Annotated in this window: 17 protein-coding genes; 8 read left to right on the top strand and 9 right to left on the bottom strand. The window is 69.7% G+C overall.

Going from position 1 to position 22,991, the window contains the following annotated elements:
- Positions 1–24: 24 nt before the first annotated feature.
- From K8638_RS14335 to K8638_RS14310, 6 genes are all read right to left on the bottom strand, one after another.
- Positions 25–459, bottom strand: coding sequence for a CBS domain-containing protein (locus K8638_RS14335; protein ID WP_223755074.1), 435 nt, complete (start codon positions 457–459; stop codon positions 25–27).
- Positions 460–513: 54 nt separating this feature from the next.
- Positions 514–996: a DUF2267 domain-containing protein gene (locus K8638_RS14330; RefSeq protein WP_223755073.1), complete on the bottom strand. Its 483-nt coding sequence runs from the start codon at positions 994–996 to the stop codon at positions 514–516.
- A 176-nt stretch (positions 997–1,172) separates the two neighbouring features.
- Complete coding sequence (locus tag K8638_RS14325) at positions 1,173–1,691, bottom strand: secretin and TonB N-terminal domain-containing protein (RefSeq protein WP_223755072.1); 519 nt, start codon at positions 1,689–1,691, stop codon at positions 1,173–1,175.
- Between the two features lie 236 nt (positions 1,692–1,927).
- The gene (locus K8638_RS14320) at positions 1,928–4,633 is read right to left on the bottom strand and encodes an alkaline phosphatase D family protein (protein WP_223755071.1); all 2,706 of its coding nucleotides are present in this window, start codon (positions 4,631–4,633) and stop codon (positions 1,928–1,930) included.
- Between the two features lie 127 nt (positions 4,634–4,760).
- Positions 4,761–5,549 carry an outer membrane beta-barrel protein gene (locus K8638_RS14315; RefSeq protein WP_223755070.1) on the bottom strand — a complete coding sequence of 263 codons (789 nt, stop codon included), beginning with the start codon at positions 5,547–5,549 and terminating at the stop codon, positions 4,761–4,763.
- A gap of 142 nt (positions 5,550–5,691) precedes the next feature.
- The gene (locus tag K8638_RS14310) at positions 5,692–6,471 is read right to left on the bottom strand and encodes a DUF4190 domain-containing protein (RefSeq protein ID WP_223755069.1); all 780 of its coding nucleotides are present in this window, start codon (positions 6,469–6,471) and stop codon (positions 5,692–5,694) included.
- A 284-nt stretch (positions 6,472–6,755) separates the two neighbouring features.
- On the opposite strand from K8638_RS14310, the gene K8638_RS14305 reads away from it, so the two are divergent.
- From K8638_RS14305 to K8638_RS14285, 5 genes are all read left to right on the top strand, one after another.
- A complete protein-coding gene (locus tag K8638_RS14305) occupies positions 6,756–8,192 on the top strand; it encodes a DUF3375 domain-containing protein (RefSeq protein ID WP_223755068.1) in 1,437 nt (478 codons plus the stop codon).
- Positions 8,189–8,815 (top strand): DUF4194 domain-containing protein, encoded by a 627-nt coding sequence (locus tag K8638_RS14300; RefSeq protein WP_223755067.1) that lies wholly within the window; start codon positions 8,189–8,191, stop codon positions 8,813–8,815. Before K8638_RS14305 ends, K8638_RS14300 begins: the two co-directional genes overlap by 4 nt.
- Entirely contained in the window at positions 8,812–12,189 is a 3,378-nt protein-coding gene (locus tag K8638_RS14295; RefSeq protein WP_223755066.1) for an ATP-binding protein, read from the top strand. Before K8638_RS14300 ends, K8638_RS14295 begins: the two co-directional genes overlap by 4 nt.
- A gap of 85 nt (positions 12,190–12,274) precedes the next feature.
- Positions 12,275–13,681 (top strand): pitrilysin family protein, encoded by a 1,407-nt coding sequence (locus tag K8638_RS14290; protein WP_223755065.1) that lies wholly within the window; start codon positions 12,275–12,277, stop codon positions 13,679–13,681.
- Positions 13,681–15,204, top strand: a complete 1,524-nt coding sequence (locus K8638_RS14285; protein WP_223755064.1) for a pitrilysin family protein — start codon at positions 13,681–13,683, stop codon at positions 15,202–15,204. The genes K8638_RS14290 and K8638_RS14285 overlap by 1 nt, the downstream gene beginning before the upstream one ends.
- A 151-nt stretch (positions 15,205–15,355) precedes the next feature.
- On the opposite strand, the gene K8638_RS14280 is transcribed toward K8638_RS14285, so the two are convergent.
- Complete coding sequence (locus K8638_RS14280; RefSeq protein WP_223755063.1) at positions 15,356–15,646, bottom strand: hypothetical protein; 291 nt, start codon at positions 15,644–15,646, stop codon at positions 15,356–15,358.
- A gap of 336 nt (positions 15,647–15,982) precedes the next feature.
- On the opposite strand from K8638_RS14280, the gene K8638_RS14275 reads away from it, so the two are divergent.
- Positions 15,983–16,729, top strand: coding sequence for a M23 family metallopeptidase (locus K8638_RS14275; RefSeq protein WP_223755062.1), 747 nt, complete (start codon positions 15,983–15,985; stop codon positions 16,727–16,729).
- 32 nt (positions 16,730–16,761) lie between these two features.
- Here K8638_RS14275 and K8638_RS14270 read toward each other — a convergent pair whose 3' ends face one another.
- Positions 16,762–18,429 (bottom strand): hypothetical protein, encoded by a 1,668-nt coding sequence (locus tag K8638_RS14270; RefSeq protein ID WP_223755061.1) that lies wholly within the window; start codon positions 18,427–18,429, stop codon positions 16,762–16,764.
- A 146-nt stretch (positions 18,430–18,575) separates the two neighbouring features.
- Positions 18,576–19,586 carry an alpha/beta fold hydrolase gene (locus tag K8638_RS14265; protein WP_223755060.1) on the bottom strand — a complete coding sequence of 337 codons (1,011 nt, stop codon included), beginning with the start codon at positions 19,584–19,586 and terminating at the stop codon, positions 18,576–18,578.
- Positions 19,587–19,791: 205 nt separating this feature from the next.
- Between K8638_RS14265 and K8638_RS14260 the strand changes: the two genes are divergently transcribed.
- Both K8638_RS14260 and K8638_RS14255 read left to right on the top strand, forming a co-directional pair.
- Positions 19,792–21,873: a hypothetical protein gene (locus K8638_RS14260; RefSeq protein ID WP_223755059.1), complete on the top strand. Its 2,082-nt coding sequence runs from the start codon at positions 19,792–19,794 to the stop codon at positions 21,871–21,873.
- Complete coding sequence (locus tag K8638_RS14255; protein ID WP_223755058.1) at positions 21,870–22,991, top strand: MBL fold metallo-hydrolase; 1,122 nt, start codon at positions 21,870–21,872, stop codon at positions 22,989–22,991. Before K8638_RS14260 ends, K8638_RS14255 begins: the two co-directional genes overlap by 4 nt.

Below are 22,991 nucleotides of genomic sequence, written 5' to 3'. Positions count from 1 at the left end.
TGCTTCACGCGTCTGGCGCCGGCGTCAGTGGGTGGAGGGGTGTGACGGCTCGGAGATGGACTCCAGCGTGCTGCCGGCCTCCTTCGTGCCCAGCGCCTCGGCGAGGTCGCCCAGCGAGATGATGCCCACCAGCTTCTTGTCCTGATTGACCACCAGGACGCGGCGAATCTGGTTCTCCTTCATCATCAGCTCGACCTTCTCGATGTCGTCGTTCTCGTAGACGTAGTCGATGTCGTCCGTCATCGCCTGGGATACGCGGGTGTTGTTCGGGTCCAGGCCCTTGGATATCGCCCGCACCACGATGTCGCGGTCGGTGATGATGCCCTTCAGCCTGTCGCCATCACACACCGGCAGCGGGCCCACGTTCAGTGCCCGCATCTTCTCGGCGGCATCCTTCAGCGAGTCGTTGGGGCTGATGGTCTCCACGTCCTTCGTCATCACTTCGATGACCTTCTTCATGTCGCGGCTCCTTCCTTCGGTTGGCTCGGCTGCTGGCTTCGGTGGCCGGGGGACTCAGGCCTCGCGTGCCCACAGCGCGCGCAGGTCGTTGGGGAGCTGGCCGATGACGTCCTCGGTCTCTCCCTCGGAGATGTGCTCACGCACCGTGGCGAAGACGGCGCGGCAGAACCGCTCGGCCTCGTTCGGCGTGATGTCGAGGTCCTCGGACACCATCGCGAGGAACTGCTCCAGATGGAGCTTGCGTACGGCCGCCCCCTCATGGCGCGGGCACCGCTGCAGCAGGTCGAGCACCTTGCGCGGGAGCTGGGCTTCCAGGTGCTTCGCCTCCGTATCCATCAAGCGCTGCTCCAGCGCGCACAGCACGGACTGCGCTATCTGCTCCGCGCGCTCGCGGCCGACACCTGTCTTCGCCTCCAGGTCTCTCAGGAAGAATGTGTAGGTCTGCGACGCACGGGACTCGCTCCGCTGCGCGCGCACCTCCGGGCTGGCACCCTTCCGCTCACCCGCCTGCTCCTGTGCCTCGCGCTCATTGGCCATGATCGACCTCCCTCATTTCTCTCTCGGGTCCACTCGTGAGCGTGGGCACCGCGCGGGCCGCGGGCACCGCGCCACCCCTGCGCGCCGGGGTAACGAGCCAGAGGGCGAGCCGTGGGCGCGCCTTCTCCGCGGCGGGGTAGCGGACTTTCGTCCCGGCGAGAGGAGGGGAGGCGCGCTCAGGGCAGGGCGACCGGCTCCACGTCCGTGATGATGAGCGTGTTGGTGCGAGCGTCCACGCTCACGCGGCCGCGCGGGGAGAGCTGGGCCTGCACATGCGGCACCAGGTCCGCCGCGCGCGCGTAGTTGACCGGCACGAAGTACGTGCGCAGCGGGGCCTCCTGCTCGCGCGCCTGCTTCAGCTTCACGCGCAGGTCCGCCTCGTCCTTGAGCTTGCGCAGCGGCGCCACCCGCATGACCTCGCCCTGCTGCTCACGGCCCAGGCCCTGCGAGGCGAGCACCGTCTCCAGCGCCTGCCGCCAGGGCACGTTGCGCAGGCGCAGCGTCACCGTGCCCTTCACCTCTTCATCCACCACGAGGTTCAGCCGCCGCATGTCCGCGAGCATCCTCAGCACGTCGTGGATGTCCGCGCGGACGACGTCCACGGTGACGCGCCGGTCCTCACCCTTCGGCGACGCGGCGAGGGCCGGTGCACCCAGAAGCGCCAGCGCGAGCATGGCGGCTCGGATTCGGGACATGGGAGCACCTCCGGTGGTTCACACGGAGGATAGCGCCGGCGGGCCCCGCGCCGACACACGCCCGTCTGGCGACCGTCAGCCCCTCCCTGCCGAGCAGCCAGGCGCCACCCGGTATGCGTCCTCCCACCCGGAGCGCCAGCCACCCTCGCGAGCATCCGCTGTCCCAGGGGCATGGCCACCCGCGTCCGAGCGGTGGCCATGCCCTTCTTCTTCGTCCTGACTCCTGACGAGGCTGCTCAGGGGGAGATGCTGTTCTCGGTGAGGGTCATCGGGCCGTAGACCACCGCGTTGTTGACGTCGTAGTAGCGCACCGTCAGCGTGGCCGGGCTCACGGTGGTGTTCACGTCGAACACGGCGTACACGGGCGTCGCGTCGTGCCGGAAGAGCACCTGCGGGTCCTCCGAGGTGGACGCATCGAGGTGGGACGTGGCCACCGGGGTCGGCATGAACTCGTAGAGGTTGTACGGCGCGATGGCGCTCAGCTTGAACACGCCCGACCAGTGCTGGTCTCCCGACAGCAGCACCACCCCCCGGATGTTGTTGTTCTTGATGTGGTTGAAGATCTCCGCGCGCTCGGCCTTGAAGCCCTCCCAGGCATCGCTGTTCGTCACGGCGAAGTCGTTCCACGGGACGGAGGACACCAGGAACTTGAACTTCGCCGTGGAGGCGGAGAGCCAGGCCTTCAGGTCCGCCTTCTGCGCCGCCCCCAGCATCGTCTCGCCCACGTCATTGGTGGGCGTGTTCTGGGTCCGGAAGCTGCGCGTGTCGAGCACGTAGAAGTCCGCCTGCCCCACCCGGAACGAGTAGTACAGCTCGCCGGCCGTCCTCGGCGCCGGCGTCTGGCTGGCGACGTAGACGTCATACGCGGCGCGCGCCGGGACGTACCTGCCCGTCTTGCCATTGTCCCAGTCGTTCAGGATTTCGTGGTCGTCCCACATCATGAACATCGGGCTCTGCCGCAGCAGCGAGCGGAAGGAGGCCTGGGCCCAGTTCTGGCGGTACCTGGCCAGGAACTGCTCGTACGTCGTGGCGTCCTCGCCCGCGTCCGCGTACATCAGGTCGCCGATGAGCAGCATGAAGTCGGGGTTCTTCTCCGAAACCCTGTCGAATATCTCGACCTGGGCGCTCTTCGCCGGGTTCGGCTCGTAAATCCATCCGGCGGACACGTCCGCGCCGAAGGCGAAGCGGAACGTGCCCGCCGTGCCCGGCGTCCTCAGCGTCCCCACCGTGGCCTGCGACTGGGAATCCGCGTCGCAGTCCACCACCGGCCGGTAGTCATAGGCCGTGTTCGCCGCGAGCCCGGTGAGCGTCACCACGGCGGTGAAGTCCTTGTTCACGTCGAAGAGGGCCTCGGCGCTGGTGAGCCAGACGTTGCTCGACGCCGGCTTGTACTGGACCCGGAAGGTGCGCGCGGAATGGCCCCGGGCCCAGACCTTCACCGAGGTGTCCGTCACCGATGCCAGCACCGGCCCCAGCGCCAGCCCCGGCACGAGGCCCCGGTACACGCCCACCATGCCCGACGCCGGGTCGGAGTAGGGCGCCTCGCCGGGCACGCCCACCGCCACGTCGCCCCTGCCGTCGCCATTGGAGTCCCCGATGGCGAGCGCGGTGCCGAAGCCGTCCCCCGGCTCGTTGGCCGACCCCAGCTCCTGCTGCGTCAGACGGCGGCCCGTCTTCAGATTCGCCGGCGTGCCCGCGTAGAGGAAGACGGCCCCGGAGTTGACGCCGCCCGTGGGCGACTCGTTGGGAGCGCCCACCACCAGGTCGTCGTAGCCATCCGCGTCCACGTCTCCGGCCGCCAGGGCCCTGCCGAAGCCATCCGACAACTCGACCGGGTCTCCGCCGCTGTTCTCCTGCGAGCGCCAGTACCCCGAGAGGCTGCCCGCCGTGCCGGGAAAGACGAAGATGCTGCCGCCACGAGGGAAGCCGCCGGGAGCCTCGTCGGGCGCGCCCACCACGAGGTCGGCCTTGCCGTCCTTGTTGAAGTCACCCAGCGCCAGCGCGGCGCCGAAGTGGTCCCCCGGCTCATCGCCTCCACCGGCCTCGGTCTGCGAGAACCAGCCGCCCGTGTTGAGGCCGGTGCCGCTCCCCCTGAAGAGGAACACCACGCCGCTGTCCGTGATGCCCTCCTGCTCCATGTCCTCGTAGGGGACGCCGATGAAGAGGTCGTCGTACCCGTCGCCGTTGTGGTCCCCCGCCGCCAGCGCGTGGCCGAAGCGGTCCCCGGCCGTGTTGCTCCCACCGCCATGGCTCTGACTCTTGATGGACCACGCCTGGAGCCCGGCGCCGGAGCCTCGGAGGATGAAGACCACGCCCGAGCCGTCCTCGTTGGGAGCGGAGGCGGCCACGTCGTCATAACCGTCGTGGTTGAAGTCCCCCGCCGCCAGCGCGTAGCCGAGCTGGTCGCTCGACTCCATGACGCCGCCGAGGACCTCCTGGTCCTTGAAGGTGCCCCCGTGGAGCCCGGTCGCCGAGCCGTGGAAGACGTAGATGACGCCGTCGTCGGTGGCCCCGCGGTTCTCGAAGGGCGCGCCCACCACCAGGTCGTCATAGCCGTCGTTGTTGAAGTCGCCGGTGGCCAGCGCGTAGCCGAACCGGTCTCCCGGCTCGTTGCTCCCGCCGCCCGCGGACTGCGTCAACACGGTGCCCGTCCCCACTCCCGTGGACGAGCCCGGGAAGATGAACACCGCCCCCGAGCGCACCGTGCCCACCTCGTCCTCGGGGGCGCCGACAACGAGGTCCTGATACCCGTCGCGGTTGAAGTCTCCCCACGCGACGGCGCCTCCAAACCTGTCGCCCGCCACGTTGGTGCCACCAGCGGTGGCCGGCATGAGCAGGGCCGGCTGGTAGCGCGCTTGCGGCGGGCAGGCGATGCCCGCCAGGGCGGAACCGGGGGAGAGGATTCCTCCGGCTCCCAGGGACAGCAGCGCCGCCGCCAGCACGCGGCCCCTCGAGAGAGCTCGCGGGGGGGCGCCGAGGTGGAGATTCGTCGTTGAGTACATGAGCCGGCCGTTGAAAGAGGGAGTGGCCCTCTCTCAACGGAGACCGGCGGGATTCTTCCCCTCGGGACTAGAAGCGGAGCTGCATCCGCACGCCGCCGTAGAGCCAGGAGTGGAAGGCCTTCTCCTCGATGTCCTCCGACTCCTCCTCATCGATGTCGAGGCCGCCCCCCTCCGCCTCGATGCGGGTGCTGACGGTCGAGTACTGCCCCGCGGTGAAGGTGACGAAGGGGCCCACGGAGAACGTCTTGTTCACGCGGTAGTCGAACCCGCCCTGGACGGACGCGAACTCGAAGCCGCGGATGGAGGTGCTGGCGGTGGCGGATGCATCCCCTTCGGACGCGGAGATGCTCAGGTCGACGGACTCATAACCGATGCCCAGGCCCAGCCAGGGGTCGATCTTCTCGGTCGCGTTGAAGTGGTAGGCCACGTTGACGCCGAAGCGGAGCTGGCTCACGCTGCAGCTCGCCTCATCCGGGCACTCAATGTCCTCGGAGAGGAACCCCAGCCCGTACTGGAAGGAAGCGCCCACGTAGAGGCGGGAGTTGATGAAGTACCCCGCGTCGACCTGCAGCGGGATGCCGCCCGTGACCATGTCGCTCACCTTCCCGCTATCGCTGTCCCCCGTGTCGCTGAACTTGCCGAAGGGCATGCCAAAGCCGGTGCGGAAACCGAGGGCAAAGCCGCCGTCCTTCGCCGCCCGCCCGTCTTCCTCGTAGCCGCGGTCAGCCTCCGCCGGCGCGTCGTCTTCGTAGCCGCGGTCATCCTGCATGCGGAGGGCCCCACCCTCGGCCAGGGCGGCCGGAGCGGACAGGGAGAGCGACAGAGCAGCGAGCTTCCAGAGAGTGCTGTGGGTCATATCGGAATGGACCTGCGGGATGGGTGAAGCTGCTCCACACCGTCGTGGTGATGGACGCGCCTCACGACGGCAGCCTGCTCTGGATATTCATTTTTGGAAATTACGCGCCTGCTGGAGCCGCCGCGACACGGTGGGTGGCAGCTCACCCACGCACGATGACGAAGGGGATGCCGAACAGCGCCCACAGCACCAGGGCGCCCAGCCCCAGCACGATGCCCGCGATGGCCTGGCCGCGCCGGCCGATGGGAGGCCGCGCCTTCAAGTCCACGCGGCGCAGCGCGATGAAGCCGCAGACGATGGCGATGGGGGCGAACAGCGGCACGAAGAACGCGCTGACGCCAAATGAGACGGCCTGCCGCGCCAGCGGGTTGTTGACCCGGAGGTCCCAGAGATGGCGCAGGGCTCGCTCGGAGACGTCCACGCGGAAGAAGAGCCGGTTGCGCGTGTCCAGGAAGAGCTGCAGCGCACCGAGGAAGAGGAGACCGAATCCGATGGCCAGGTGAACTCCTCGCCCAATCACGCCCTGGAGCGCCCAGTAGACAGGCACCAGGAGCAGCGCGATGCGGGCCCACCGGGCGCCCAGGAAGAAGCAGACCCCCACGGCGGTGGTGGCCAGCAGCTCCAGGGACGAGAGCACCCGGCCCTCCAGGAGCTCCACCACCGCGGCCAGCGCGACCAGGAGCGTGCAGCCGGCCACGAGCCATGCCCCGGAATCCCGCTTCCCCCAGAGCGTGAGGCGGAAGGCCTCCAGGTAGTTCACCTCCGGCCGGGCCGCGCACGCGGGGCAGTACAGCGCGCCCATCACCCATGTCGTGCACGCGCCGCAGACGAAGACACCGCAGCGCTGACACGTCGCACCCGCGAGCTCGTCGGGGTGGGTGGCGCAGCGGGCCAGGGCGCTGGGAGGGACATCGGCGGACATGGGTCCAGTCTCGCACGGCCCCCACCGCGAACGTGCCCTGCAATCGAGCACCCTCGCGGCCCGCGCCACACCCGGCGCCAGCCGTGCGCCCGACACATGTTTCACTCATCCACGTATCGGCACCGCGTTGAATCACAGACTGCGCTTGCCTGCTCGTGGGACGGGTAGGGCCGCGCGGACATGTGTCCCGCACCCGCGCCTGCCTGCCTGCTCCCGACGGGAAGTCACCCTCCCAGGTGGACCGCATCTCGATGTCAGTCCCGGGTTGTATGGATTGATCCGCAATGGACTTCACCTCCCTGGAAGCTCTGCGCCAGAAGCACCCCGCATGGCGGTTGCTCGCCGCGGACCACGCGCCGCTCATCGCCAGCTTCCTGCACCAGGGCTTCCTGGAAGCGAACGCGCGGGCCCTGCCCCAGCGGGAGCTGGTGCTGAAGCTGGAGGACCACCTGCACACGCTGCGCGAGAAGCTCGGGGCGGAGTCCTTCCCGCGCACCGCCGCGGCGTACCTCGATGACTGGGCGGAGGACGGGCGCGGCTGGCTGCGCAAGTTCTACCCGCCGGATACCGACGAGCCCCACTTCGACCTCACGCCCTCGGCGGAGCGCGCCATCCGCTGGCTGTCGCAGCTCACCGAGCGTTCTTTCGTGGGCACGGAGTCGCGGCTGCGCACCGTGTTCAACCTGCTGGAGCAGATGACGGAGGGCACCGAGGCCGACCCGCACGCACGGCTCGCGGAGCTGGAGCGGCGGAAGGCCGAAATCGAGGCGGAAATCGCGCACGTCCGCGCCGGCAACCTGGAGCTGATGGACGAGGCCTCCCTCAAGGACCGCTTCCAGCAGATGGCGGACACCGCGCTCGGGCTCCTGTCCGACTTCCGCGAGCTGGAGCACCGCTTCCACGAGCTGGACCGCGCGGTGCGCGAGCGCATCGCCACGTGGGAAGGCACGCAGGGCGAGCTGCTGGAGCAGGTGCTGGGCGAGCATGACGTCATCAGCGGCTCGGACCAGGGGCGCAGCTTCCGCGCCTTCTGGGACTTCCTCATGTCGCCTGCCCGGCAGGAGGAGCTGACGAACAAGCTCGAGCGCGTCTTCACGCTGCCCGCCGTGAAGGCGCTCCAGCCGGACCCGCGCCTGTTGCGCATCCACTTCGACTGGCTGGAGACGGGCGAGCACACGCAGCGCACCGTGGCGCGGCTCTCCGAGCAGCTCCGGCGCTACCTGGACGACCGGGCGTGGCTGGAGAACCGCCGCATCATGCAGCTGCTGCGCGGAGTGGAGCAGCACGCGCTCGCGGTGCGGAACCAGCCGCCCGGGCGCGCCTTCATGGAAATCGACGAGCCGTCCCCCTCCGTGGAGCTGCCCCTGGAGCGGCCCCTGTTCTCACCGCCTCCACGCCTGCGGATGTCCGCGGCCGAGGTGCTGGAGGCCAACGAGGACGTGCCCGCCGATGCCCTCTTCGCACAGACACACATCGACAAGGAGCGGCTGCGGGAGAACATCCGCCATGCGCTCCAGACCCGCGAGCACGTCTCGCTCGCGGAAGTCCTGACGGAGACCCCGCTCCAGTACGGCCTCGCCGAGCTGGTGGCGTACCTCGACCTTGCCGCCGACGACCGGCGCGCCCTGTTCGAGGACTCGCGGACGCAGAGCCTGACGTGGACGGATGCACGGGGGCTCGCGCGCCGCATCACCCTTCCCCTGGTGCTCTTCCACCGATGACTCCCAACCCTCCCCGTTCATCCGAAGCCCGCGACTCCCTGTCCCTCGTGCTCGTCGCCCTGATGAAGGGCGTCGTCTACCAGGAGGACGCGCCCGCGCTGTGGCAGGGGCTCCTCAACCAGCAGGCGCGCGTGCGTGAGCACGTGGCGGTGCTTGCCTTGCAGCTCGTGCTCGACGAGCACGAGGGCTACGCCTGGCTGCGCCAGCAGCCCACCACCGAGGGCGGTGCGGACGTGCCGCGCCTCGTGGCGCGCCGGCAGCTCGGCTACGGGGTGAGCCTGCTGCTCGCGCTGCTGCGCAAGAAGCTCGCGGAGACGGAGGCCACGGCGGGTGGTGGCCGGCTCGTGCTGCGGCGCGAGGAGATTCTCGAGCTGGTGCGCCTGTTCCTCCCGGAGGGGACGAACGAGGCGCGGATGATGGACCGGCTGGAAGCGGACCTCGCCAAGGTGGTGGAGCTGGGCTTCCTCCGCAAGCTGCGCGGCGGTGACGAGGCCTACGAGGTGCGCCGCATCCTCAAGGCCTTCGTCGACGCGCAGTGGCTCGACACCTTCCAGCAGAAGCTCGCGGACTACCGCGCCCACCTCCTCGCCGGCCTCGCGGACGAGAACGGAGTCACCCCATGAGCACGGCCACCCCTTTTTCCCAGGCGGACCTGATGGACTTCGCCGCGCCCGACGCGCGCGCCGGGTTCCGGCTGCACCGCTTCGAAGCCTACAACTGGGGCACCTTCCACCAGCGCGTCTGGCACCTGGGGCTGGGCGGCGACAACGGGCTGCTCACCGGCGACATCGGCTCGGGCAAGTCGACGATGGTGGACGGCGTGGTGACGCTGCTCGTCCCGCCGCAGAAGCTGGCCTACAACAAGGCGGCGGGCGCGGAGTCCCGCGAGCGCACCCTGCGCTCCTACGTGCTCGGCCAGTACAAGTCCGAGCGCGGCGAGCATGGCTCCCGGCCCGTCTTCCTGCGCGACGGGACGAGCTACTCGGTCATCCTCGGCCACTTCTACAACGAGGCGTACGACCAGCACGTCACCCTGGCCCAGGTCTTCTGGATGCGCGAGTCCGAGGGCCAGCCGGCGCGTCTCTACGCCGTCGCGGACGAGCGGCTCTCCATCTCCGAGCACTTCGCGGGCTTCGGCTCGGACATCTCCGCGCTGAAGAAGCGGCTCAAGGGCGTGACGCGCGAGGTGCATGAGACCTTCCCGCCCTATGCGGCGGCGTTCCGCAGGCGCTTCGGCATCAAGGACGAGCAGGCGCTGGACCTCTTCCTCCAGACGGTGTCGATGAAGGCGGTGGGCAACCTCACCGACTTCGTGCGCCAGCACATGCTCCAGCCGTCCGCCGTGGAGTCCCGGCTCGCGGCGCTCATCGGCCACTTCGATGACCTGCACCGCGCGCACGAGGCGGTGCTGAAGGCCAAGAAGCAGATGGCGCAGCTGGAGCCCCTGGTCCGCGACTGCGAGAAGCACGAGGCCCTGGCGGCCGAGGTGGCCACCCTGCGCCGCTGCCGCGAGGCGCTGCGGCCGTGGTTCGCCGGGCAGAAGGCGCGGCTCGTCCAGGCGCAGCTCGCGGCCTGGAGCACGGAGCGCGAGCAGGCGAAGGTGGAAGCCGCGGAGCTGGTGGAGGAGCGGCGCCGCCAGGGCACGGAGCGGGACAGGCTCAAGCAGGCCATCGCCGCCAACGGGGGCCAGCGCCTGGAGACGGTGAAGGCGGACCTCGCGCAGCGGCGGCGGCAGCGGGAGGCACGCTTCCAGAAGTCCGAGCGGTACGCGCAGCTCGCCGCCGCGGTGGGGCTGCCCTCGGCCTCGGACGCGGAGGTCTTCCTCGCCAACACGCGGGCCATCCAGGGCCTGCTCACGGAGGCGGAAGGGGAGCAGGCCCGCACGCACGGCGCGCTCACCGACGTAGGCGTGGAGCTGCGCGCGCTGGGGCACAAGCACTCCGAGGTGGAGGCCGAGCTCCAGTCGCTGCGCCGGCGCCGCTCCAACCTCCCGTCGCGCATGCTGGCGCTGCGCGAGCGCATGTGCGCCGAGCTGGGGCTGGACGCGGACGCGCTGCCCTTCGCCGGTGAGCTGCTGCAGGTGCGCGAGGAGGAGCGGGACTGGGAGGGCGCCATCGAGCGCGTGCTGCACGGCTTCGGCACGTCGCTGCTGGTGTCGGACGCCTGCTACCCCAAGGTGGCGCAGTGGGTGGAGCGGACGCACCTGGACGGGCGGCTCGTCTACTACCGGGTGAAGGAGGAGGGCACGGCGCGCGTGCCGGCGCTCCAGCCCCACTCGCTGTTGCGCAAGCTGGCCATCAAGCCGGACTCCAGCATGTACCGGTGGCTGGAGGCGGAGCTGGCGCGGCGCTTCGACTACGCCTGCTGCGACACGCTGGAGCAGTTCCGGCGCGAGCGGCAGGCCCTCACCCGCTCGGGCCAGCTCAAGCGGGGTGGAGAGCAGCACGAGAAGGATGACCGCTTCCGGCTGGATGACCGCTCCCGCTACGTGCTCGGCTGGACGAACGAGCAGAAGCGCGCCGCGCTGGAGTCCGAGGCCCGCTCGCTGGAGACGCGCCTCGACGAGGCCACCTCCCGTGCCCAGGCGCTGGAGGCGAAACGCAAGGCGCTGCAAGGCCGAAGGGAGCTGCTCAGCCAGCTCGCCGTGTTCGACTCCTTCCGCGAGCTGGACTGGAAGCCCGTCGCCGCGGACCTCCAGCGCCTGGAGGAGCAGCTCCGCGAGCTGGAGTCCGCCTCCGACGTGCTGCACACGCTGGAGGGGCAGCTCGTGAAGCAGGAGCGTGCCCTGGAGCGCGCCGAGGCGAAGCTGAAGGAGGTGGAGAAGCGCCAGGCCCGCCTGGAGGTGCAGGAGGAGACGGCGCGCAAGGCGCTCGCCGCGCACGAGCAGGCCCAGCGCGACGCCACCGAGGAGCTGCGCGCGTGCTACCCGCGCGTGGAGGCCCTCGTCACCGAGGCCGCCGGTGGCGCCGCGCTGGAGGCCGACACGCTCGACGAGCGCGAGCGGCAGGTGCGCGAGGACGTGCAGCGGCGCATCGACGCCGAGGGCAAGCGGATGGAGCGTGGGCGCGAGGCCATCATCCGCGCCATGCAGACCTACCGCGCGGACTTCCCGCTGGAGACGCAGGAGGTGGACGCGAGCCTGGACGCCGCGGGCGAGTACGCCGCCATGCTGAAGGCGCTGCGCACCGACGACCTGCCGCGCTTCGAGACGCGCTTCAAGAGCCTGCTCACGGAGAACACCATCCGCGAGGTGGTGAACTTCCAGGGCCAGCTCCTCCGCGAGCGCCAGGACATCCGCGAGCGCATCGACACCATCAACCGCTCGCTGCGGGCCATCGACTACAACCCCGGCACGTACATCGTCCTGGAGGCCTCACCCAGCACCGACGCGGACGTGCGCGACTTCCAGGCGGAGCTGCGCGCGTGCACGGAGGGGCCGCTGACGGGAGCCGAGGACGACGCGTACTCGGAGAAGAAGTTCCTGGAGGTGAAGCGCATCATCGAGCGCTTCCGCGGGCGCGAGGGCAGCGCGGAGGCGGACGCGCGGTGGACGCGGCGGGTGACGGACGTGCGCAACTGGTTCAGCTTCTCCGCGTCCGAGCGCTGGCGCGAGGACGACCGGGAGCACGAGCACTACACGGACTCGGGCGGCAAGTCCGGCGGACAGAAGGAGAAGCTCGCGTACACGGTGCTGGCCGCGAGCCTCGCCTACCAGTTCGGGCTGGAGTGGGGCGAGACGCGCTCGCGCTCCTTCCGCTTCGTCGTCATCGACGAGGCCTTCGGCCGGGGCTCGGACGAGTCCGCGGCCTATGGCCTGGAGTTGTTCCGGCGGCTCAACCTGCAGCTGCTCATCGTCACGCCGTTGCAGAAGATACGCGTCATCGAGCCGTACGTGGCCAGCGTGGGCTTCGTCCACAACGAGGAGGGGCGCAGCTCCAAGGTTCGCAACCTCACCATCGACGCGTACCGCGCCGAACGTGAGGCCCGCGGCCACTGACATTCCCCTACCCAGGGGGCCCGGGGTGCGTGCTAAGCGCTGACGTGAGTCCTTGGCATCGAGCCCCGGAGGCACCTTGTATCGAATGAAGGCCCTCGTCGCCGCAGCCCTTGTCGTGCTCGGGCTGCCGGCGCTCGCCCAGTCCCCCCAGGAGGCGAAGCCGCCCGCGCCCGGCCGCGAAGCGCTCGCCATTCCCTACGAGAAATACACCCTGCCCAATGGGCTGGAGGTCATCCTCTCCGTCGACCGGAAGCTGCCAATCGTGGCGGTCAACATCTGGTACCACGTCGGCGCGTACCACGAGCAGCCCGGCCGCACCGGCTTCGCCCACCTCTTCGAGCACATGATGTTCCAGGGCTCGAAGAACGTGGCGGATGACGTCCACATCTCCCTGCTCGAGCAGATTGGTGGGACGGACCTCAACGGCACCACCAGCTTCGACCGCACCAACTACTTCGAGACGGTCCCCAGCAACCACCTGGAGACCGCGCTGTGGCTGGAGAGCGACCGCATGGGCTTCCTGCTGGACGCCCTCACGCTGGAGAAGCTCGACACGCAGCGCGAGGTGGTGAAGAACGAGCGCCGCCAGGGCGTGGAGACCGCCCCCTACGGGCTGGCCCGCGAGAAGGCCTGGCAGGCCCTCTTCCCGCTGCCGCACCCGTACCACGGGGACGTCATCGGCTCGATGGAGGACCTGAACGCCGCCACCCTGGACGACGTGAAGGACTTCTTCCGCAAGTGGTACGCGCCGTCCAACGCGACGCTCACCATCGTCGGTGACTTCGACGTCGCGAAGACGAAGGCCCTGGTGGAGAAGTACTTCGGCACGCTGCCTGGCTCGCCCAAGCCCGCGCTCCCCAAGGTGACGCCCGTGAAGCTCACCGCGCCCGTCGTCATCCGCGAGGAGGAGCGCGTGGCCCAGCTGCCGCTGCTGACCATGCAGTGGCACACGCCCGCGTACCTCCAGGAGGGGGATGCCACCGCGGACGTGCTGGCCACCGCGCTCGCCACCGGCAAGGCCAGCCGCCTCTACCGCCGGCTGGTGCTGGACAAGCAGCTCGCCCAGAGCGTCAGCGCCACCCAGCAGAGCCAGGGCGGCCAGTCCGTCTTCTCCATCGAGGTGGTGGCCCGCCCCGGCGTGAGCACGGACGCCTTGCAGAAGGAGGTGGACGCCGTCCTCGAGGAGGTGCGCAAGAAGGGCGTCACCCCGGAGGAGATTGCCCGCGCCCGCACGCGCTACGACACGCGCATGCTCGCCGGCCTCCAGGCCGTGGGCGGCTTCGGCGGCAAGGCGGATGTCCTCCAGAGCTACAACCACTTCGCCGGCGAGCCGGACTTCATCGCGAAGGACCTGGCGCGCTACGAGAAGGTGACGCCCGAGTCCGTGAAGCAGTTCGCGCGCGACACGCTGCCCGCCAACGCGCGAGTCATCCTCCACGCCGTGCCGCCGGCCCGCCGGCAGGCCCCCACCGAAACGAAGGAGCGCCACTGATGCGCCGCCTCCTCACCGCCCTGCTCGTCACCACGCTGGCCGCCTGCGCCAGCACCCCGCAGCCGCCCCCGCCCAGCCCGGAGACGCCCGAGCTGGGGAAGACCGCGGCCGAGACGCAGCCTCCCGCCGCGACAGGCCCCGAGGCCTTCCGCGCCACGCCGCCCAGGCCCGGCGAGCCGCCGGAGCTGGTGCTGCCCACCTTCGAGCGCGCCACGCTGGACAACGGCCTCACCGTGCTGGTCAGCACGCGAAAGGAATTGCCGCTCGTCTTCGCCGGCGTCGCCTTCGCCTCCGGCAGCTCGCAGGACCCGAAGGGCAGGGAGGGCCTGGCCGAGCTGTCCTACCAGATGCTGCTGGAGGGCGCGGGCAAGCGGGACACGGTGGCGCTGGACAATGCCTTCGCCGACCTGGGCGTGTCCCCCTCGGTGGACGTGAATCCGGATGGCGCGCAGGTGGGCGTGCGCGTGCTGAAGGGCAACGTGGACCCGGCGCTCGCGCTGCTGGCGGACATGGTGCTGCGGCCCACCTTCGACCCGAAGGCCTTCGAGCGGCGCAAGAAGCAGCAGCTCGCGGACCTGGCGAGGCAGCTCGGCTCGCCCTACGTGCTCGCGCAGCTCGCGGGCCTCTCCGCCATCTTCAGCGAGGAGCACCCGTACGGCCACATGTCGGACGGCCTGCCTCAGACGGTGCAGGCGCTGTCGCTGGCGGACGCGAAGGGCTTCTACCAGCGCCACTCCGGCCCGCGCGCCGCCGCGCTCATCCTCACCGGGGACATCACCCTGGACGAGGCGGTGGCGCTGGCGAAGAAGCACCTGGGCGCCTGGAAGGGCAACGCGGCGCCGCCGCCCGCGCCGCCCACTCCCGCCGCGCCGCCGCGCGAGCTGGTGCGCGTGGTGCCCAAGCCGGAGCTGCCGCAGACCGTCGTCCTGGTGGGCCGTCCGGGGCTCGCCTCGGGGCACCCGGACGAGCACGCGCTGAACCTGGCCACCACCGTGTTCGGCGGCTTCTTCGGCAGCCGCCTCAACATGAACCTGCGCGAGGCCAAGGGCTACAGCTACGGCGCGTACGCCTTCCTGGACACGCGCCTGGGAGTGGGGCCGCTCATCTCGTTCACCGCCGTGCGCCAGGACGTGACGGGGCCCTCCCTCACCGAGGTCATGGGCGAGCTGTCCGGCCTCCAGCAGCGGCCGATTACCGAGAAGGAGCTGGAGGCCGCGCGCGAGGGCCTCATCCGCGCCATCCCCGCCGGCTTCGAGACGGTGGAGGGCCTGGGCTCCAGCGCCGCGTCCATCTACTTCCAGCGCCGGCCGCTGGATGAGCTCAAGCGCACGGTGGAAGGGCTGCGCAACGCCACCGCCGCCGAGGTGCAGCGCGTGGCCGAGCTGTACCTGAACCCGGCCGCGATGCAGCTCGTGCTCGTGGGCGACCCCGCCACCATCCAGGAGCAGGTGGGCGCGCTCAACCTGGGCAAGCTGACGCCGGTGGAGCCGGACGCGGCGCCGGCCCCGAGCGCGGCGCGGTAGTCATCACCACGCCGGGGTCCGCGTGTTCGCGCGGGCCCCGGCGTGGAGGTCTTCACGGGCGGAAGCGCCGGCGCAGCCGCCATTGGCCGCGGGCGCGCTCGCCGCGAGGCACGGCGCCGTCACCGGAGCACCGGTGCGGCCTCCGCTCTTGCTAGTCGCTTTCACCCGCCTGCCGCCTGGCCGCCTTCTCGCGGCCCTGGCGCTCGCGCTCCAGCTCGTCCGCCTCGTCGATGGGGCTGCGGATGTCGGGCACGTCGCCGCCCGCGGGCGCGTCACTGTCCAGGGCGAACTTCTGCTCACGCGTGTCGCGGATGGAGTCCGCGGAGTAGAGCGGCAGGGTGTCATCCGCCTCCAGCCCGCCCTCCACCCGGTCCTTCGCGTACGGCGGCTTGGTGGGGTTCTCCTTGCCACCCTTCAGGGGGTCATACTTCCGGTTGGGCATGTCGCGCTCCTCGTCGAAGGGCGCGGGGAGGCTCCCCACGCCGGCGTACCGCTACGAGGCTCAATGTCGGAGCGCGCGCGTGGCGCACCAAGGTTCCCGCGACGGTGCGGGCCCCCGCATGCCCGGATGCCACCCCTGGGAGCATCGGCCCCTCGCCTCCCTGGCAGGGTGAGGCCACCCCTCCCGGCGGAAGCCCCCGTCATTCCTCAAGGTCCTACATGGAAGAAATTCGCACGAAATGTGCGCCTATAAGCAACTCATGGAGCGTGAATCCGACAATGTAGACAGTAAGGCTCACGGCCCCCACATAGTCCCCACCCACTGAGGTCATCCACCATGAAGGTCTCCCACGCCGGCCACTCGCACAGCACGAAGACGTCTGGAACCCGGACCGAAAGCCACGAGGGCAAGGGCCCGAAGACGAACGGCACGGGCAAGGGCCCCAAGTCGGAGGGCAAGTCCCCCAAGCTGGTGTCTCCGCTCGACAAGCCGCTGCCGAAGCGCTCCGGCTACAACATCCCGGACGGCCGGGAAGGCGTGCCGAACGGCAAGGGCGGCTACGTCCATGGGGGCCTGGATTGGTTCGCCAGGCCGGGCACGAAGGTCCGCGCGCCCCAGGACGGCAAGGTCATCCAGGTGACGCACTCGAAGAAGAGCACCGGGCAGGTCTTCGGCGGCACGGTGAAGGTCCAGGGCAAGGACGGCAAGGTCTGGGTCTTCCGGCATGTGGACCCCGCCAAGGTGAAGGTCGGAGACAAGGTCAAGGCGGGGGACACGGTCGCCCGCGTGGCGGACTGGAAGGGCAGCAACGCCGACCACGTCCACGTCGAGCTCTGGAAGAGCGCGAATGGGGGCTACAACACCCGCAACCTCATCGACCCGCTGAAGGCGCTCCAGGGTGCCCAGCGTGACGTGACGCACGAGCCCGCGAAGTCCAGCACCTCTTCCCGGTCCACCACGAGGTCCACCGACTTCTCGGCGGACCTGTTCGAGACGCGAGACACGGTCGCCATCGGCCGGCCCATCTCCCTGGACGGCTACGGGCGCTCCTACTCCCAGGAAATCCTCCAGCCGTACCTGTAGACACCCGCTTCACCGTCTCCAGGACCACGGGCCTACAGGAGGGGCGGAGGCTCCACCACCACCTGCATGGAGACGGGGGTGCGCTCGGCCTCCCAGCGCAGCCACAGCTTGGGACGGGAGGTGGTGGCGCTGCCCGGCCGCTTCACGCACAGGGACAGCCAGTTGCGCTCGCGCAGGTAGCGGTCGCTGCCCACGGGCAGCATCTCCGTCTGCACGAAGGACGGCAGGTCCTCCACACCCTCCGCGGCCAGCATGCGCATGCCCAGGAACTCGAGCAGGCCGGGGGGCGGGTGGACGATGGCGGAGGACGTCACCTGCTCGATGGTCGCCTCCGTCAGCCCGTGGGGGAGGTGCTCCGGGTTGCGCGAGCGGATGAGGCCCCGCGCGCCCACGTGCACGTCGCCCGACACCACCGTCACCGCGCAGCACGAGTCCTTCGCCAGCCGGAAGAGGTCCATGATGAGCCGCGAGCGCTCACCGCGATGCACGTGGGACTCCCACTGGTCCAGCATGTCGTCGCGAAGCTCAATCAAACCCCCGACGCCCTCGGCGGCCTGACCGAAGCGCAGGTGCACCAGCGGCACCGAGGACACGACGACGACGTGCCGGTGCTTCTTGCCCATCTCCGGGCGCTCCCGGTGCTCGCGGCGCCACGCGTCCAGGCCCGCCCACTGCGCGTCGCTCATCACCGAGTACTCGACCTTCCCGCTGGAGCGCACGCGGGTGGTGCGGCCACTGCGCAAATCCAGCGCCACCACGTCCAGGTCGCACTCGCTCCCCATGAAGCGCACCGTCTGGAGGTAGTGGGTCTCCCCGGGCTTGCGCTCGCGAGGCGTCTTGTCCGCCGTCCTCAGCCCACCGAGCTGGAAGGCCTCGAAGGCCAACGCCGCCGCGCTGTAGAGGGTGCGGTACCAGGGGCTGGCCTGGAGCTTCTCGTGCGAGCCCCAGCCGTCGAAGATGTCGTGGTCGTCCCAGGTGAAGAGGCCGGGCACGCGCGCCAGCATGGGGGCGATGCCCGAGGCGCCGCCCCAGCGCTCGCAGTACAGCTCCACGTAGCGGGCCACCATCTCGTCGTGGAAGCCGGCGGGTAGCTCGCAGACGAGCTTCTCCTCCCGCGGCAGCTTGCGGAACTCCACCAGCTCCTTGGACGCGTACCAGATGGAGTCCGCGTACACCTGGTCTCCACCGCCAATAAGCAGGTGGAAGCCGCCCGCGGGGTCCTCGTGCTGCTCCTTCATGTCGTCCCAGCAGCCGAAGGGACGGCCCATCTTGGACACCGCGTTCCACGCATCCGCGCTGCCGCCACCGTTGCAGGAGAAGAAGGCCGCGCGCGGCAGGCCTCCCCGCTCCGGAATGAGGACGTCCGTCACGTCGTCCACGCCCTGGAGCGGGGCGGCGCCGTCGGTGGGGACGAAGCGGTAGGCCACGCGCTTCGGGGCGGCCTCCCGCCGCAGGGACACGCGCCACTTCCACAGCACACCGGCCGCCGGGCTCTTCAGGCCGGAGAAGTCGGCGGCCACCTCGGCTTGCGGCTCGACGGCGCCGGGAAGCTCCGCCCCGCTCATGTCGAGGAAGACGGGCCGGAGCGGCGGGGGCTTCGTGGGGTCCGTGCCGGCGAGGTACAGGTTGACGGAGAAGGCCCACGTGTCCGTGGACTGCGAGTCCGCCACGTACAGCATCGGTCCGAGCAGCTTCTTCATGATGCCCCCCTGATAGGAGCCAGGGCTCCCGGCCCCGGACCGGGAGATTCTACTCCGGGCGCCTGAGACGGGAGCAGCGGGCCACCTTCACCCCGGGAGTGGGCACCATCCCCAAGTTGCCCACAGCCCCGGGGGCAGGGCGGAGTTCACTTTCCGAGGAAGCCGAGCAGCTCGGAGTGGAACTTCTCCGGCGCCTCGAAGTGGGGGATGTGGCCGATGCCGGGCAGCTCCACCAGCGTGGCATTGGGGATGGCCTTCGCGACGGCCTTGCCGAGTTGGGGGTACTGGCCGAGCGTCGCCGCCACCTCGGGCGGCACCTTGCCCCGGCCGATGAAGGTGCGGTCCTCCTGGCCGAGGACGAGCAGGGTGCGCGGCTTCACGCGGGGAAACTCGTGGACGACGGGCTGCTCGTAGATCATCTGCGACGTGGCGGCGGACACCCAGGCGAGGCGCGGATACTCGCCGCTCGGGAGCTGCCGGGCGAAGAGCTGGACCCAGACGTCGTACTCGGGCTTCCACTTCACGTAGTACGTCTGGTGGTACTTGCGAGTGCCCTCCTCGGTGGCCTTGAGCTGCTCGCGGTAGTACGCCTCGGTGGACTGCCAGGGCACCTTCTCGCGGTAGTCCTCCAGGCCGATGGGGTTCTCCAGCACGAGGTGCGTGGTGGCCTCCGGGTACATGAGCGCGAAGCGCGTGGCGAGCATGCCCCCCATGGAGTGCCCCACCACCGCCGTCTCCTGGATGCCGAGCGAATCCAGCAGCTGCTTCGTCAGCGAGGCGAGCGTGTGGAAGCTGTAGTGGATGTCCGGCTTGGAGGAGCGGCCGAAGCCCACCTGGTCCGGCACGACGACGCGGTAGCCCGCTCCGGAGAGGGCGCGGATGGTGCTCTGCCAGTACGCACCGAAGAAGTTCTTTCCGTGGAGGAGCACCACCGTGCGGCCATTGGCGCGGCCCGTGGGCTTCACGTCCATGTAGGCCATGCGGAGGTCCTGCCCCTCCAGCGTGACGGGCAGGAACCGCACGGGGTACGGGGAGGGGAAGCCCTCCATGGCGATGCCGAGCGGCTCGGCCGCGCGGCGCTCCTGCACGGACTGCGCGAGCACCGGCGCGGAGGCAAGCAGGGCGGAGAGGGCCAGGATGGGGGGACGAATGGACACGGGGCTCGCTCCTTGGGCGGAGAGGGTGGCCACCGTGTGTAGCGCGAGGAGACGTGGACCGCAGGGGGTTCAGACATGGGACTCAGAGGCGCGCATCCACCGGTGAACGATGCCGGGAAGAGGTTGCACGAAACTCCTGGCGAGCCCTCCTTGTCAGGTCACCCCAATCAGCCGCGGCCGTCTCCCGCGTGCTATCAATGAACCGATGGCGCTCGTCGATACCAGACCCATGCGACGGAAGGCCGAGCAGGCGGCCGAGTTCCTCATGCCACGGGGAAGCTTCGTCTGGCTGTACGGTGGGCAGGGTGCTGGGCGAGACGTGGTCCTCGAAGCACTCCAGGCACGATTTCCGAACCAGCTCGCCGTGGTCCGAGCGGCGCCGCTGACGTCTCCGGACGCTGTCGCGCATGCCCGGCTCCAGCTCGCGATTCTCGCGCGTGAGGGCAAGGCTTCCCTGGAGCTTCTCTCCGACTCAACGGTGGAGTCCCTCACCTCCAGCCTCGAGCGGCTCCAGGAGCGCGACCGGATTCTCGTGCTGCGGATGCACCCCTCGTGGGAAGAACCTGGCTCCGTCGAACAGACCCTCTCGGACCGGGCCGCGAGCCTCATCCGCCAGCTTGGACTCGCACTCCGGTCCGTACCCTTCCTGCGCGTGCTCGTACTGGCGGGTTCGCATCGGCGGGACGTGCTCCGCGACCTGGGTCACCGTGCCCAGCATGAACTCAACCTCGCCGTCCCTGAGCTCGACGCTCGGGCCCTGGAAGACGACGCGCCCTGGAACAGCCTCCGGGATGACTTCCGCCACATTCGTGATGGACTCGCGGGCTGCAGGCCCACGCCGCCTCAGTTGCGACTGGGTGTCGCGCTCGCCTCGCTGGGTGACTCGCCCGCCGACGTCGCCCGACTGCTGCGCTCACTCGTCAGTCAGGAACACACCCAGCTTGAACCCCTCATCAGGAGACTGCGTCCACTGCTGGCGCGGCACGCACATGCGCCTGCGCTTCGCCGGGCAGCGTTCGCCAGGTTCGCACTCCCATGGGACAAGCTCCTGAGCGCCGTTCCCGCGCTCACGGACGTCGCGGACCTCGTTCGCGTGGGACTGGGGTACGAGACGAACGACGGCAGGGTCCGACTGAGTGAACCCGTCCGACGTGCGCTCCTCGCGGAGGGTGCGCAGGACGAGAGACTGAGCAGGGCCGACCTCGACACCCACGCGCGCTTCGAGCAGACCTGGGCGCAGATGGATGGTGCCCTGACACCAGAGCTTCTCGAGCCACAGAAGGTGATTCCGTGGCTCGAGAAGATGCACCACCGGGCGCACACCGGCGGATACACGCGTGAGCAGCTCACCACGCTGGACCTGCCAGCACCCGAGTTCTACTGGGACCTCGGGCGAGCGCTCAGCCGGGAGCAGGAGCGCTTCGAGGACGCGGCAATGGTGTACCGGCGTTGCTGGGAGAAATTCGAGCGCGACGACTATGCGCACCACTACTACGCCTGGAACCTGGACCGTGCCGCCCTACAGCCCGAGGAAGTCGAAATACACTACGAGCGGGCCATCACCGAGCGTCCACACAACGTCTGGTGGCATGCCCGCTTCTGCACGTTCCTCATCCACCGAACCCGGTTCCGTGATGCCGAAGACGCATTCCGCCGGGCGCTCGTGACGCTCGACCCGAACGAGGTCCAGGTGAGTCGTGATGCCCGGTTCGCGCACTCGCTCCACCGCTGGGTGGTCGAGGCGTGGCTCGGGGTGGGTGAGGTCGAGCGGGCACAAGAGGTGCTCGGACTCATTCCCACCGAGGTGGTGTCCACCAGCAACGTGCTCCGCGCCCTGGCCGCGCGTGTAGCCGATGCGGTGGAAGTCCTGGAGCTCGGAGAGTCGGTCTACCCGGCCTCCATTCCTCCAGAGGACCGCTGGAGACTGCCCGCCTTCGTTCCGGAAGAAGAGGACGGCCGCGCGCTGGTGGCATGGCATCCAGGGCGTCTGCGCCGGGTAGATGAGGCGGGTATCGAGCTTGTCTACGCCGAGTCACCCGAGCAGCAAGAGGCCAGGGAACTCCAGGGCATCGAGCTCTCACACTCCGACTGGCGCAAGGCCGCGCGCGGACGCTCACCGCAAGTCGACGCGTTTGTCATCCTCGCGGAATACCAGGGCGGATTGAGAAGGCTGTTCCACTGGCCTTCCCGCCCCCTCGATTCCGGAAGACCCACCGTGGAAGAAGAGCTCGACTCACTCCGCTACGTGCGCCAGTGGCTCGGCACGAGCGGAGCTCCGTCGGCATGATTCCAGCAGCCCGACTCGACCAGCTCGGCTCGCCACTTCCGGCGGGGTGTTTGTACCTGTTCGTCTGCGGCCCGGGTGGGACGACCGGGCATGGGGCCGAGGCGCTCGCGCTTGCCCTTCCAGGACAGGGCTGGCTCACGATTGATGCGTGCAAGGTCGGCACCGCCCTTCCGCAAGAGCGCATCATCTCGCGCTGGTGCTCACCAGGAGAACCACTCCTCGCCGCCGTGCTCACGCACCCGCATGACGACCATGCCGCCGGCCTTGGCGAGTTGCTCGACGTACTCCGGCCACCCGTTGTGGCGGTGACAGGCAATCCACCTCCCGAGCAGGACCTGGCCCGGCGTGTCGGAGACCTCCTCTCGTCGGGGGTGACCAACAAGGACATCGCCTCTCGCACCGTCATCTCCGCTCTGAACGCGATGCAGCGCCTCGTCACGACCGGGGCGACGCGGCTCGTTCCCTTGAGGGACGGCGAGGTCCTCATTCCAGGCCCCGCGACGGTCCGGTGTCTCGCCCCGACGAGCTCGGAAATCAGCGCACTGCTCGGCACGCTTCCGAAAGAGCAGGCGAATGAGCTCAGCGCCGTGCTCGAAGTGACGTGGGGCGCGACACGGCTGCTCCTGGGCGCGGACCTTCCCTGGAAGAACCCGCGAGGAACGGTGCTCCAGAGCGGGTGGGCTTCCGTGGACACCCGTCACCCCGGGCTCGCCCGGCATACGGGATTGAAGGTGCCACATCATGGCTCGCGGGAGGCACTGCACCCTGGCCTTCTCGGAGCCCCTGGGACGGTAGAGCGCCTCTGGGTCTGTACCCCGTTCGAGAGGTCGGACCTGCCACGAATGGACCCGGGTGATGGAGCCGACCAGCTCCTCGCCGCCGAGCCCCGGCTCCACCTGACCAAGCGCCCTCACGTGAAAGACAAGGCGCCGGGCGCGACACTCTCCATCAGCTCGCTCCGGACACCGCCCGGCGCGCCAAGGTCGTACAGGGTTGCTCCTCCCGTGGACCCGCTCGACGCCGTGTGGTGCTTCGCCTTCGACGACAAGGGTCAGCTCGCCGGACGCTGGCGCGGGGATGCGGCCGTCGAGGTGGTGCCTGAGCCATCCGGGGTTTGA

This window comes from Myxococcus sp. RHSTA-1-4, from assembly GCF_020037125.1.
Classification (GTDB): domain Bacteria; phylum Myxococcota; class Myxococcia; order Myxococcales; family Myxococcaceae; genus Myxococcus.
The sequence above is the reverse complement of the archived record's forward strand: the minus strand, read 5'-3'. Positions and strand labels throughout refer to the sequence as shown.